Source organism: Streptomyces griseoruber (assembly GCF_001514205.1).
GTDB classification, from domain to species: Bacteria; Actinomycetota; Actinomycetes; order Streptomycetales; family Streptomycetaceae; genus Streptomyces; species Streptomyces griseoruber.
In genome coordinates this window covers 25,421-37,729 of the sequence record NZ_KQ948776.1, presented here as the reverse complement: position 1 = coordinate 37,729, position 12,309 = coordinate 25,421, and the positions used below count along the sequence as shown (strand labels likewise).

General features: G+C 70.8%; 11 protein-coding genes. 3 read left to right on the top strand and 8 right to left on the bottom strand.

The annotated features are described in order from the left end of the window. Window positions 1–155 precede the first annotated feature (155 nt). Complete coding sequence (locus tag AQJ64_RS30595; RefSeq protein ID WP_055634404.1) at window positions 156–335, bottom strand: hypothetical protein; 180 nt, start codon at window positions 333–335, stop codon at window positions 156–158. A 241-nt stretch (window positions 336–576) separates the two neighbouring features. Further along, a complete protein-coding gene (locus AQJ64_RS30590) occupies window positions 577–1,134 on the bottom strand; it encodes an acyl-CoA thioesterase (RefSeq protein ID WP_055634405.1) in 558 nt (185 codons plus the stop codon). Window positions 1,135–1,254: 120 nt separating this feature from the next. On the opposite strand from AQJ64_RS30590, the gene AQJ64_RS30585 reads away from it, so the two are divergent. Beyond that, complete coding sequence (locus AQJ64_RS30585; RefSeq protein WP_055634406.1) at window positions 1,255–2,544, top strand: LCP family protein; 1,290 nt, start codon at window positions 1,255–1,257, stop codon at window positions 2,542–2,544. After that, entirely contained in the window at window positions 2,537–3,181 is a 645-nt protein-coding gene (locus AQJ64_RS30580; protein ID WP_055634407.1) for an HAD family hydrolase, read from the top strand. Before AQJ64_RS30585 ends, AQJ64_RS30580 begins: the two co-directional genes overlap by 8 nt. A gap of 69 nt (window positions 3,182–3,250) precedes the next feature. Here AQJ64_RS30580 and AQJ64_RS30575 read toward each other — a convergent pair whose 3' ends face one another. Next, window positions 3,251–3,616, bottom strand: a complete 366-nt coding sequence (locus tag AQJ64_RS30575; protein ID WP_055634408.1) for a four-helix bundle copper-binding protein — start codon at window positions 3,614–3,616, stop codon at window positions 3,251–3,253. 104 nt (window positions 3,617–3,720) lie between these two features. Continuing rightward, window positions 3,721–5,184 carry an LCP family protein gene (locus AQJ64_RS30570; protein WP_079062041.1) on the bottom strand — a complete coding sequence of 488 codons (1,464 nt, stop codon included), beginning with the start codon at window positions 5,182–5,184 and terminating at the stop codon, window positions 3,721–3,723. Window positions 5,185–5,329: 145 nt separating this feature from the next. Between AQJ64_RS30570 and AQJ64_RS30565 the strand changes: the two genes are divergently transcribed. Next, on the top strand, window positions 5,330–6,364 hold the full coding sequence (locus tag AQJ64_RS30565; RefSeq protein ID WP_055634410.1) for a glycosyltransferase family 2 protein: 1,035 nt from the start codon (window positions 5,330–5,332) through the stop codon (window positions 6,362–6,364). 31 nt (window positions 6,365–6,395) lie between these two features. Here the strand turns inward: AQJ64_RS30565 and AQJ64_RS30560 are convergent, their stop codons facing one another. The 4 genes from AQJ64_RS30560 to AQJ64_RS30545 all read right to left on the bottom strand — a co-directional run bounded on the left by AQJ64_RS30560 (window position 6,396) and on the right by AQJ64_RS30545 (window position 12,290). Further along, the gene (locus AQJ64_RS30560; protein WP_055634413.1) at window positions 6,396–7,976 is read right to left on the bottom strand and encodes an LCP family protein; all 1,581 of its coding nucleotides are present in this window, start codon (window positions 7,974–7,976) and stop codon (window positions 6,396–6,398) included. A 130-nt stretch (window positions 7,977–8,106) separates the two neighbouring features. Next, entirely contained in the window at window positions 8,107–9,873 is a 1,767-nt protein-coding gene (locus AQJ64_RS30555; RefSeq protein ID WP_055634411.1) for an LCP family protein, read from the bottom strand. 264 nt (window positions 9,874–10,137) lie between these two features. Next, window positions 10,138–11,271, bottom strand: a complete 1,134-nt coding sequence (locus AQJ64_RS30550) for an LCP family protein (RefSeq protein WP_059203180.1) — start codon at window positions 11,269–11,271, stop codon at window positions 10,138–10,140. A 260-nt stretch (window positions 11,272–11,531) separates the two neighbouring features. Continuing rightward, the gene (locus tag AQJ64_RS30545; RefSeq protein WP_059203179.1) at window positions 11,532–12,290 is read right to left on the bottom strand and encodes a TIGR03089 family protein; all 759 of its coding nucleotides are present in this window, start codon (window positions 12,288–12,290) and stop codon (window positions 11,532–11,534) included. Window positions 12,291–12,309 lie beyond the last annotated feature (19 nt).

The window sequence follows — 12,309 nt, the reverse complement described above, 5'->3', positions numbered from 1 at the left end:
GGAGCCTGCCACTCCTCGGACCGGTCGGAGGAGATGCCATCAGTGCCGCCCCTACCTGGGCAGACTCTTGACGATCATGGGGAAATGCTGGGCAGGTCCCTCTGAGAGGGTTGTTCGTGCAGGTCAGAGCCGTATGACCTGTAAAGTACCCCGATCTACGAGGGCACGAACCAGGTCCAGCGCATGGTGATGGCCCGCAACCTGCCGTAACCCCCCACACGAACGGCCCCGGCCCCCGGCAGCACGCCGGGGGCCGCACCCGTTCCGGGGAACTCCGGCGAGGAGACGGACGCGTCCGGGGAGGTGCGGGGCGCCGCCCCCGCGGGCGCGCGCACGCGGACTCCCGGCCGCGCGGAGGCCCTGTGATGTCAGTGCTGTCGGTCGCGCGGAGGCCGTGTGCCCGGCCGCTCCGGGGTCCCTCGGCCCGCATGCGCGGCGCGCGGGCCGGTTCCGCCTTGTGGAGCGGCGTGCGTCCCGGGCTGTGGCGGACCGGTCGGTCGTGACGCGCGTGTGTGACGTGGCCTGGCGTCCGTCATGACACCCGTGTGCGTGACCCCGCGGACGTCGGGCGGGGGCTCAGTCCTCGTAGCCCTCGGCCAGTCGTCGCTCCCGCAGTTCGCGGATGGCGCGGCGGCGGGCCAGGCGGTGGGTGCGGCGGATCTGGGCCTCCTGGAGGCGGCGGCGGTCGCGGTCGGTCTCCGGGAGGACCGGCGGGACCACCCGCGGCTTGCCGTCGGCGTCCACCGCGGCGAACACCAGATACGCCGAGCCGACCTGGGTGGGCGGCGCCGACTCGTTCCAGCGTTCGGCCAGCACCCGGACGCCGACCTCCATCGAGGTCCGGCCGGTCCAGTTCACCTGCGCCTTGACATGGACCAGGTCGCCGACCCGGACCGGCTCCAGGAACGCCATCTCGTCCATGGACGCGGTCACGGCGGGTCCGCCGGAGTGCCGGCCGGCCACGGCGCCCGCCGCGTCGTCGACGAGCTTCATGATCACACCGCCGTGCACCGTCCCCAGGAGGTTGGTGTCGTTGTGGGTCATGATGTGGCTGAGCGTGGTGCGCGACGCGGACGTGGGCTTGCCCGGGATGTCCGGGAGGTCCGAGTCCACTGCGGTGACCTGGTCTGTCATGGCCTCCACCTTATGCCGAGGGGGACAAGCCGGGACTTTGTGTCAGCTTGGCAACAGCGCAGCGCTGATTTTCCGACGACCCTTGTAAGGGACACAGCCCCAGCCTGCACACTGTTCGGCATGAACGATTGGCCCGAGGGATGGTCCGGCAACGACCGAGGCTCCCGGTACGGAAACGGCAGCGCGGGCGCGCAGCCCGAGAGCGCGCGTGTCATGCGGCAGGTCCGGCGCGGCCCCGCGGCCCCGCCGCAGGGCGCCGGTGTCCCCCAGCAGCCGTCGTACGTCAGCGGACAGGGACACGGCGACTACACCAACGCCCAGCAGTCCGGGTACGACAGCGGCTACAGCTCGGGCCAGGTCTACGGCGCACCGGGCGGCCCCGGCCAGCCCGGCGGCCCGGGCGGCGGGTACCCGCAGGGCGCCCGCCCCGCGCCGGACTGGCGCCGCCGGATCAAGTGGACCGCGATCACCGTCGCGGTCGTCGTGGTGGTGACCTCGGTCTCCACCTACTTCTGGGCCGACTCCAAGCTGCGCCGCGAGGTCGATCTGTCGAAGGTCATCGACCGGCCCGACGCCGGCGACGGCACCAACTACCTCATCGTCGGCTCCGACAGCCGTGAGGGCCTGACCGCCGAGGACAAGAAGGAGCTGCACACCGGCTCCGCCGAGGGCAAGCGCACCGACTCGATGATGATCCTGCACGTCGGGTCCAGCGGCGACACCCTGATCTCGCTGCCCCGTGACTCGGACGTGGAGATCCCCACGTACGTGGGCTCGGAGTCCGGCAAGACCTTCAAGGGCACCGGCCGGCACACCAAGCTCAACGCCGCCTACGCCGAGGACGGCCCGACGCTGCTCGTGCGCACCGTCGAGTACAACACCGGCCTGCACATCGACCACTACGTCGAGATCGGCTTCGCGGGCTTCGCGAACATCGTGGACGCGGTCGGCGGCGTCGAGATCACCATCGACCAGGCGTTCAAGGACAAGTACTCGGGCGCCGACTTCAAGGCGGGCAAGCAGACGCTGAACGGCGAGGAGGCGCTCGCCTTCGTCCGTACCCGGCACGCCTTCGCCGCCTCCGACCTCCAGCGCACCAAGAACCAGCAGAAGTTCCTCGCCGCCCTGGCCCACCAGGTGGCCACCCCGTCGACGATCCTCAACCCCTTCAAGTTCTACCCGGTGATGGGCGCGGGCCTGGACTCCCTGATCGTCGACAAGGACATGGGGCTGTACGACCTCGGGTCCATGTTCTTCGCCATGAAGGGCGTCAACGGCGGCGACGGCGTGTCCATGAACATGCCGATCTCCGGCTCCTCCGGCGGCAACCTGGTCTGGGACAAGACCAAGGTCAAGCAGCTGGTGAACGAACTGAACAACGACGAGAAGGTCACGGTGACCAGTGACTGACCAGGGTGGGCACAGACCGGCCTCCGGCCGTCCCTTCGACGCCGTCCTGTGCGACATCGACAACGTGGTGCGCCACTTCGACTCCGCCCATCTGGAGGCCCTGGAGCGCGCCGCCGGGCTCGCGGAGGGCACCACCAAGAAGGTGGCGTTCGCCCCGGAGGTCGACGGGCCGCTGCTGCTCGGGCAGATCACCGAACAGGAGTGGGTCGCCGCCATCGCCGAGGGCCTGGCCGCCCTGGTGGAGGACGAGGAGACCGCCTGGTCGCTCGGCACCGCGCTGCTGGAGTCGCCCTTCCACGCCGACGACGAGGTGGTCGCCCTGCTGCGCCGGGCCCGCACCCGGGTGCCGCTGGTCCTGGTCAGCAACGCCACGACCGGCCTGGAGGCCGACCTCGCCGCGATGGGCCTGACCGACCTCGCCGACGACGTCGTCAGCAGCGCCCGCGTCGGTCTCGTCAAGCCCGATCCGCGGATCCTGGAACTCGGGGCCGCGCGGGCCGGCGTACGGCCCGAGCGGTGTCTGTTCGTGGACGACACCCCGGAGAACGTCCAGGCGGCCGCCGCGCTCGGCATGCGGGCCGTCCACTACCGGGAACCGGCCGACCTGGAGCGGGAGCTGGCACCGCTGTTCGGCTGAGCCCGGACCGGGACCAGGGGCACCCTTCCGGGTGCCCCTGACCGTGTTCCGACGGGGGTCGGCCGGACCTCACATCCGGGCGCCCGCCATCGTCCGACAGGACTCGGCGCAGCGGCGACACGCCTGCGCGCAGCGCATCATCTGCGGATCGTCCGGCATGGACATACACGCCTCGGCGCACATGTCACAGGCCTTGGCGCACATCGCGCACATCTCGGCCGACATGGGCGAGCGCCGCATCATCATGTCGGCGCACATCCGGGTCATCTCGGAGCAGTCCATCAGCGCGCGCATGATCTGCATCTGGGCCTGGCCGCCCATCTGCATGCAGGAGCTCATGGTCTCCTCGCAGACGGTGTGGCAGGCCATGCAGGCCTGGACGCAGTCCTGCATCTCCTTGCTCATGGCCGTCATGGACGACTGCTGCTGGGTCATGGCTCCTCCTGGAGGGCTGAGGGGCCCGGGGCGGGCCCCGTGCACTACCGTCCTACGCCCCCTCGGCCCCAGCCGCCATCCGGGCTACGCCCCTAGGTGCATCCTCAGGTGCACCCCACCTCGTTCCCCCGCACCACCTCCGGCTCCGGGGCCGCCGGTTCCGGGCCCCGTACCCGGCGCACCTCCCGGAAGTCCGTGCCCGCGACGACCTTCAGGGTCGGGCCGAGGCCGGGGGCGGCCCGTAGTTCGCTGCCGGGCAGGGCGGCGGCCAGGGAGCGGGCCGAGCGGTCCCAGCGGGGGTCGTGGACGACGACCGTGCGCCGTACGCCCCGGGTGGGGGAGTCGACCGGGCGGTGGGTGGTGCGGAAGCCGGCCGCCGCGAGGGCGTCGTCCACCCGCCGGCCCAGGCCCTCGGTCGCCGTGCCGTTCTCCACCTGGACCAGGATCCGCTGCGGCGCCACCTCCACCCGCGGGGCCTGCGGGGTCGGGCTCGGCTTCGGCCGCGGCGGCGCGGAGTCCAGCGGCTTGTCCTCGCGCAGCGCCCGGAAGACCCGCTCGGACTTCACCGGGTCCCACTTCAGGGTCGAGCCGATGCCCGGCACCACGTACCCGAGCCGGCCGATCGGCACCGTGGTGAACTCGGAGGAGGCGGGCGAGAAGGTGCGCATCGCCCGGCCGAGGTCGAGGAGTTCGTCCGTGCCGAAGCCGCGGTCCGCCCGGACCGACCCCAGCACCGCCCGGGTCACGTCCCGGAACCTCAGCGGGTTGAGCAGGATCCCCGAGGACGTCGCCCGGTCCACCAGCGAGGCCAGGAACCGCTGCTGACGCTTCATCCGGCCGAGGTCCGAGGAGGCGTCCGCGTGCCGGGCACGGACGTACTGCAACGCCGTCCCGCCCTTCAGCGTGTGCTCGCCCGGAGCGAGATCGAGACCCGTGTACGGGTCCTGCAGCGGGCGCGCGGTGCAGATCTTCACCCCGCCCAGCACGTCCACCGTCTTCATGAAGCTGGTGAAGTCGACCTCCAGATAGTGGTCGATCTTCACATGGGTCATGTTCTCCACCGTGCGCACGGTCAGCTGCGGTCCGCCCTCCGCGTACGCCGCGTTCAGCTTGATCGGGTGCCCCCGGTGCTCCCGCCCGCCGACCTGGTCGGTGTGCGGGGGCGTCTCGGCGTACGAGTCGCGCGGCAGGCTCACCACGCTGGCCCGCTCCCGGTCCTCCGAGATGTGCACGATCATGATCGTGTCGGTGCAGTGACAGGGTGCCCCGCCGAGCCGGAACCGCCGCCGCTCGGTCTCCGTGACCTTGTCCCGGCCGTCGGTGCCGACCAGCAGCACATTCATCCCGTGCCCGGCCCGCGGCCGGTTCTTCATGTCCTTGAAGGGATCGACCCGGGCGATGTCCGCGTCGAGGCCGGCGACCAGGGAGTGCCCGATCCCGGCGGAGGCCAGGACGACGACCGAGAGCGTGGTCGCCGCCCGCATGGCCCAGCGCGGACGCCTGCGCCGTACGGGGCGGACCGGGGGGCGCGGTGGACGGCGCCGGGTCCGGGGCGGTGTGGTGGGCATACGGGACACCTCCGGGCGACGGCGAGCGGCGGGGAGAGGGGCGGGGGAAGCCGTGAGTACCGTAGGCCCGTACGATCTGTCGCCCGGTGCAGCGCACCCGGCGGCGCGCACCGGTGTCCCCCGTTCGCGGTAACGTGAGCGTCCTATGAACGCCAAGCCCGACGTGCAGCTCCCCGCCGTGTCCGTCATCATGCCCGTCCTCAACGAGGAGCGGCATCTGCGCGGAGCCGTCCAAGCGATCCTCGCGCAGGAGTACGCCGGCGAGATGGAGGTCGTGATCGCCATCGGTCCGTCCACGGACCGCACGGACGAGATCGCGGCCGAGCTCGTGGCAGAAGACCCGCGCGTGCACACCGTCCCGAACCCCACGGGCCGTACGCCCGCCGCCCTCAACGCCGCGATCAAGGCCTCCCGTCATCCGATCGTGGTCCGCGTCGACGGGCACGGCATGCTCTCCCCGAACTACATCGCCACCGCCGTACGGCTCCTCGAGGAGACCGGCGCGCAGAACGTCGGCGGCATCATGCACGCCGAGGGCGAGAACGACTGGGAGCACGCCGTCGCCGCCGCCATGACCTCGAAGATCGGCGTCGGCAACGCCGCCTTCCACACCGGCGGCCAGGCCGCCCCCGCCGAGACGGTGTACCTCGGGGTGTTCCGCCGCGCGGCACTCGAACAGCAGGGCGGCTACAACGAGGAGTTCATCCGCGCCCAGGACTGGGAGCTGAACTTCCGCATCCGCGAGGCCGGCGGGCTGATCTGGTTCTCGCCGGAGCTGAGGGTGTCGTACCGCCCGCGGCCCTCGGTGAAGGCGCTCGCCAAGCAGTACAAGGACTACGGCCGGTGGCGGCACGTCGTCGCCCGCTACCACGAGGGCTCCATCAACCTGCGCTACCTCGCCCCGCCCACCGCAGTGTGCGCGATAGCCGCCGGCCTGGTCGTGGGCGCCGTGCTCACCCCGCTCGGGTTCCTGATCCCCGGCGGCTATCTCGCGGCGATCGCCGCCGGGTCGGTGCCGGCCGGCCGGGGGCTGCCGCTGAAGGCACGGCTCCAGATCCCCGTCGCCCTCGCCACCATGCACATGTCGTGGGGGTTCGGCTTCCTGACCAGCCCCAGGTCGCTGGCCAGGAAGGTCATCGCCTCGCGCCGCCCGGCGGTCCTCAGCGGCTCGTCGAGCTGAGCACCACCGGACGCACTCCCCAAGACCCGGACTACCAGGTGTAGTTCGGGTCCACGTGCATGCACTGCGAGTCGTCCGCGCCGTTCATCGCCTGGGCCGACTCGGGCGTCTTGTCGTCGTCCTCCTTCGCGGACGCCGTGTACTTCGTCCCCGACCGCCAGTCGCCGCCCACGTAGAGCGTGACGCCGGAGACATCGGTGGACTTCTTCACCTGGCTCGTCGGGACGCCGAGGACCTTCGCCACCCGCAGCGCGTCGGCCTGGAGGTCGGCGCTCGGGTAGCGGATCACCGTGGTCTCCTCGGAGGTGGCCGCGGAGGTGTCCGCGACGGCCTCGTCGAAGCCCTTGGCCTTCAGCACGTCGGTCACCGCGCTCGCGCGGCCGACGACCGGGGCGAGCGTGCCCGTACGGGTGCTGTTGTGGACCTGCACCGCGATCCTGTCGTCCGCCGCGGCCGTGTCGGTGACCGTCGGGGAGGGACTGGCCGTGGTCTTCTTCTCGTCCTTGCCGTCGAGGGCGATGTCCTCGCGCACCAGCCGGAACAGCTTGGCGGCGTCCTCGGTGGGCACCACCCGGCCGGTCTGGACCGTGTCGTACGCGTTGGGCATCGTGGTCATCGTGATGCGCTCGGTGGGCACCTTCTGCAACTCGGTGGCCAGGTCGTACATCTTGGTGATGGAGTCGAGGCCGTCGTCGACGGTGATCGCCTCCGTGGCGGCCTCGGCGAGCTTGCGCAGCTTGTTGGGGTTGGTCAGCTTGGCGTTGGCGCGCAGCTCACGGACCATCGAGTTCATGTACATGTGCTGCGCCTTGGCGCGGGCGAGGTCGGTGTCGTCCTCGAAGCCGTAGCGCGTGCGCAGCCACTGCAGGGCCTGCTTGCCCTTGATGGAGTGGGTGCCCTTCTCCAGCTTCAGGCCGGAGCCCTTGCCGGCGCTGGTGTGCGAGTAGACGTTGGCGTCCACGCACACCGGGACGCCGCCGATGGCGTCCGCCATCGACACCACACCCGAGAAGTCGATCATCATGAAGTGGTCGATGTGGATGTCGGTGAGCTTCTCCCAGGTGGCCACCGTGCAGCCCGGGCCGCCGCGGCCCAGCGACTCGTTGGTCATCGACCGGGTGCTCGCCGCATAGGTCTTCTTGGTGTCCGGGTCCGTGCACTTGGGGATGTCGACGAGTGTGTCGCGGGGCATGCTCACCACCGACATGTTGCTGCGGTCCGCCGAGACGTGCAGCAGCATCTGGACGTCCGCGAGCGGGAGACCCCCGTAGGTGTCCTTCGCGCCGCCCAGCTTCTGGTTCTCCGCGGTGTCCCGCGCGTCGGAGCCGATCAGCAGGATGTTCAGCGCGGTCTGGCCGGCCGCGTTGGCCTGCGTCTTGGCCGCGCGGTCCTTGGCGTCGCCCAGGTTGAGGTCGTCGCTCTTGATGTTGGCGTTCAGGTGCTCGTAGTAGAGGTAGCCGGCACCCGCGCCGCCGAGTATGACCAGCGTCAGGACTGTCGCCGACCAGCGCAGCACCCGCCGTCTGCGGCGCCCCCTGCCCGTGCCGTTGCCGTCGCCTCTGGCCCCGCCCTCGTCGTCGGACGCGTCCTTGTCCACCGGGGTCAGGGACATCGTGTCCTCGACCGCGGGAACCTCACCCCGCACCCCGCTTGTCGTCCCCAATTCCCGCCCCTCCCGGCCGTGCGCCTGACACGGGCCCGTCCCGCGTCAAGTCAGACGCACGACGGGCCCGTAGGGTTACCTACTTCGCGCACTGGACCTTGTCCGCCGTGGACTTCTGGACCGAGTCCGGCACCTTCGTGGCTGCCGTGAGCGAAACGCCCGCGCCCTTGAAGTCCTTGCCCAGCGTCAGCGTCATCGTCGGCAGCCCCTGGGCGTTGGTGACGCTCTTCCCCGGCTTCAGCGCGGTGCCCGGCAGCCCCATGATGTCGGCCAGCCTGCGGGCCTGATCGGCCTGGTCGGGGTCGTACTCGAGCGTCGTGTTGCTCAGTTCCTCCGGCGCGTTGCCCGCGTTCTCGGACTTCGTCACACCCTCATCATTCTGCAGCCAGTTAAGAGTCTCCTGTGCGCTGCCGGCCGGGGCTCCGCCGTTCATGACCTGCACCCGGACCTCGGAGGCGGCGGACTTGGTGCCCTTGAGCCGGGCGGCGGCCTCGGCGGCGGCCGCGCTCTTGGACTCCTTGGCCTTCTGCTTCACCTCGGTGAAGGAGACATCGTCCTTGATCATCTGGAAGACGGTGGGGGCCGTGGAGGTGTTGACGACGACCGTCGCCTTGACCTTCTCCGCCGGGTTGTCGAGCACCGGCACGGTGGTGAAGGTCAGGTTCTTCACGTTGAGCTTGCCGAGCTCCAGGCCCAGGTCCTTCAGCTTGGTGATGCTGTCGAGCTTGGAGTCGACGGTCAGCGCCTTCGTGCCCGCCTCCGCCAGCTTGATCATCTTGGTGGGGCTGGTGAGGGTGTCGTTCGACTTCAGCTTGCGCATCAGCGAGCCGAGGAACTGCTGCTGGATCTCGATCCGGCTCAGGTCGCCGCCGAAGCCCACCGAGTGCCGGGTCCGCACGAAGGCCAGCGCCTGCTCGCCCTCGATGGTGTGCGTGCCCTTGGACAGCTTCAGATGCGAGTCCTGGTCGTCGATGTCCTTCGCCAGACACACCTCGACGCCGCCGACCGCCGTGGTCAGCGTCTTGACGGCGTTGAAGTCGGCGACCATGAAGTTGTCCGCCTGGATCCCGGTCAGCTCGGTGACCGTGCGCACGGTGCAGCTCGGCGTGCGCTCCTCCTGGCCGAGGCTCGTGTTGAAGCGGACGCCGTCCTCGCCGCGGATGACCTTCTTGGTGCCGTCCTCCATCGTGGTCGGGCAGTCCGGGACGTCCACGATCAGGTCGCGCGGGATGCTCAGCGCGGTCGCGTTCGTACGGTCCTTGGAGACGTGCAGCAGGATCGTGGTGTCCGCGTGGCCGACGCTGTCGGTGTCGCCGTAGCCCTTGTTGCCGGAGCCGGTGCGCTTGTCGGTGCCGATCAGCAGGATGTTGATCGCCTTGTCCTTGCTGAAGCCACCGGTGCTCGCGCCGTCGTCGGAGACGGCGGTGATGTTGTCGTTGAGGTGCTCGAGATACAGGTAGGCCGCGGCGGCCGTGCCCACCAGCACGAAGGCCATGACGCCGCCGGTCCACAACAGGACCTTCTTCGCCTTCGACTTCTTCTTCACCGGCCGGCGCCCGCGCCGGTTCGGCGGCTCCTCCGGCACCCCGCGCCTGCGGCGCGGCCCGGGAACCCGCTCCGGAGCCTCCTCCGGCGACTCCCGCTCCGGCGCCGCCGTGCGGCCGCGCGCCCCGCCGGACGCACCGGCCGGGGCCGCCGCGCGGGAGGCCGCTCTGCGCGGCCCGGGGACCGCCGACTGCGGTGCGGAAGGGCTCAGTCGCAGTTCGTATTCGCCGGTGTCCGGATTGAGCACCCACTGGTCTGCGGGATCGATGTTGTCCGCCCGCCCACGGCCTTGCGCGTCCACGGTCTGTCGAATCCTCCGTCGGGGCCACGCGGCGCCTTTCCCCCTCCAGGCGCTCGGGTCGTCTCGGTCACTCAGTCACAAGTCGGTCACATCAGTGCACGACCCCAGGACAGACCAAGCGGCCGGGTGCACCGGATCGCTCACACTATCCGCCCGGTTCGACATGGAGCGACGGCCGTGACACATTCCACGTCCCTACAACCGGGCAATCCGCCCCAATTCCCTGGAGAGACTTCCTTCGGGGGCCTCGACTTGGCAAGCGCTTTACCCGCAGCCGCCCTCGGCGGCGGTGCTGCCGCGGAACGTAGGGGCCGGTGGGGAGGGGGAAGGGCCCTTCAGGCCGTACGGACCGTGTTCACCCGACTCCGCTCTCCCTGAATTCATGGGAAGTTTCTTAGAAACCACGACCGGCCCGTCGGTGCGCAGTTGTTCGAAGAGTTTCTCCGCCTCCGGCTCGACCAGTTGGTCGCGATTGGCGTTGTAGACGTACGACTCCCGTGGAACGGTCAGGAATTGCACATGTTCGGTGGGAATGTCGCCCAGACCGCGCACCAGTTCATAGAGCCCACGCAGACTCGCCAGGTCCGGGTCGGTGGTGAGCGCGGACGTGGCCGCGTCCAGCAGCGGATACAGCTTCACCGGATTCAGCAGGACGTCATCGCTCCGCACCTTGTTGACGAGCGCCGCCAGGAACCGCTGCTGCCGGTCCATCCGCTCGGTGTCGCTGCCGTCCCCGAGGGACTTGCGGGCCCGGACGTACCCCAGCGCCTGCTCCCCGTCGAGCGTCACCTCCCCGGCGGGCAGCCGCAGCCCGGCGGCCTTGTCGGCGATGGGCTCGGCGACACAGACCTTCACCCCGTCCACCGCGTCGACCATGTCCTTGAACCCGCTGAAGTCGACGACGACGTGATGGTCGATCCGCACCCCGGTCAGCTTCTCCACGGTCCGCACGGCGCAGGCGGACCCCCCGGTCTCGAAGGCGTGATTGAACATCGCGAACATCGGCCGGGTCCGCGACCCGTCCGCCCGCCGGCAGGCCGGCATGTCCACCATCAGATCCCGGGGGACGGACACCGCGGTCGCACGGTGCCGCCCGCCCGACAGATGCAGCAGGATCGTGGTGTCCGACCGCTCGGTGCCGGAGTCCTTCCCGTACCGCCCGTTGCCGTCCCCGGCCCGCGAGTCCGACCCGATCAGCAGCACGTTCTGCGCGTCCTTGACGAGGGCGGTGGGCCGCTCCTTCGCATACCGGGCGAGTTCGGCCGCGGCGGCCTCGTCGGGCGTGATGTTCCCGTCGAGCTGTGTGTACAGCACCCACCCGACCCCGCCACTGCCCACCACCAGTACGGCGAGCACCCCCACCGCGTACCCCACCCACCGCCGACGCGTGCCACGCATGTCCGTCTCACCCCCTCCCGCGTCCGACCGGTCCGTACGAGAGCGCAGTGCCGCTCCTGCGACTCCTGCGACTCCTGCGACTCCTACGACTCCTACGACGATGACGCGACCGGGGCGGGGGTGCGGGCCGGGGTGGGCCGAACGGGTGAGGGGCGGGTCCGCCTCTCTCAGCCCGTCCGGCGCTTGAGGACGAGGCCGTTCAGGCCGGCCGGCGGTCCAGGGGGCGGAGCCGCTGGTACGGGAGGCGACCCCGCCCTCGCCTACCGAGCAGTCGCCGTCACCCGTTCGCTCTCGATCCGCTGAGCCACCGTCTCCTCCCCGGCCCGCTCCAGGTTCCGGCACAGCACCACGGACCCCCCGCTGGCCAACGGCGCGTACAGCCCCGCCGCGAGCCCCTCCCAGGTGTCGTACGGCAGCCCCGACAGCAACCGCGACCCGGGCCCCGTCAGCCCCAGCCCCGCCGCCCCGTCCCGCGCCCGCTCCACGATCTCCGCCCCGCTGTACTCCGCCCCGGCCACCACCAGCCCCGCCGCCTCGGGATCGACGGGCGCGTACGCCACGAACCGGTCCCCGTACGTCGGCACCTCCACGGCGTAGTCGGCGTACCCCTGCGGCGGCCCCGGCACGAACCGCCGCCCGAGCGGCGCGAGCGAGAGCGCGTACCGCTCCCCGCCGCAGGCGAGCCCCGCCTCGAACCGCCCCGGTCCGGCCACCACGAAGTCCGCCCGCGCCGGATCCCCGTCCACGTCCGCGATCACGCCCACCGACGCACACGCCAGCAGCCACACCGCCGTCTGCCAGTGCGCGGGCAGCAGCAGCGCGACCCGGTCACCGGGCTCGGCGGACATCCCGTCCTGGAGGAGGTTGGAGGTCTTGGCCACCCAGTTGGCGAAGGTGGCCACGGACAATTCGACCCGCTCGCCCGTGGCGTCGTCGTAGAAGGTCACGAGGGGACGCGCGGGATCCGCGGCGAGCGCGGAACGCAGCAGGTCGGCAGGGGTGCGATCGGTGACGTTCACCCGCGCAAGCGTACGCGCC

Excerpts from the sequence above, each read along its gene's own strand:
- AQJ64_RS30560 (WP_055634413.1), bottom strand. The coding sequence starts at position 7,976 with ATGTCCCTGACCCCGGTGGACAAGGACGCGTCCGACGACGAGGGCGGG.
- AQJ64_RS30570 (WP_079062041.1), bottom strand. The coding sequence starts at position 5,184 with ATGCCCACCACACCGCCCCGGACCCGGCGCCGTCCACCGCGCCCCCCG.
- AQJ64_RS30585 (WP_055634406.1), top strand. The coding sequence starts at position 1,255 with ATGAACGATTGGCCCGAGGGATGGTCCGGCAACGACCGAGGCTCCCGG.
- AQJ64_RS30550 (WP_059203180.1), bottom strand. The coding sequence starts at position 11,271 with ATGCGTGGCACGCGTCGGCGGTGGGTGGGGTACGCGGTGGGGGTGCTC.
- AQJ64_RS30575 (WP_055634408.1), bottom strand. The coding sequence starts at position 3,616 with ATGACCCAGCAGCAGTCGTCCATGACGGCCATGAGCAAGGAGATGCAG.
- AQJ64_RS30565 (WP_055634410.1), top strand. The coding sequence starts at position 5,330 with ATGAACGCCAAGCCCGACGTGCAGCTCCCCGCCGTGTCCGTCATCATG.
- AQJ64_RS30590 (WP_055634405.1), bottom strand. The coding sequence starts at position 1,134 with ATGACAGACCAGGTCACCGCAGTGGACTCGGACCTCCCGGACATCCCG.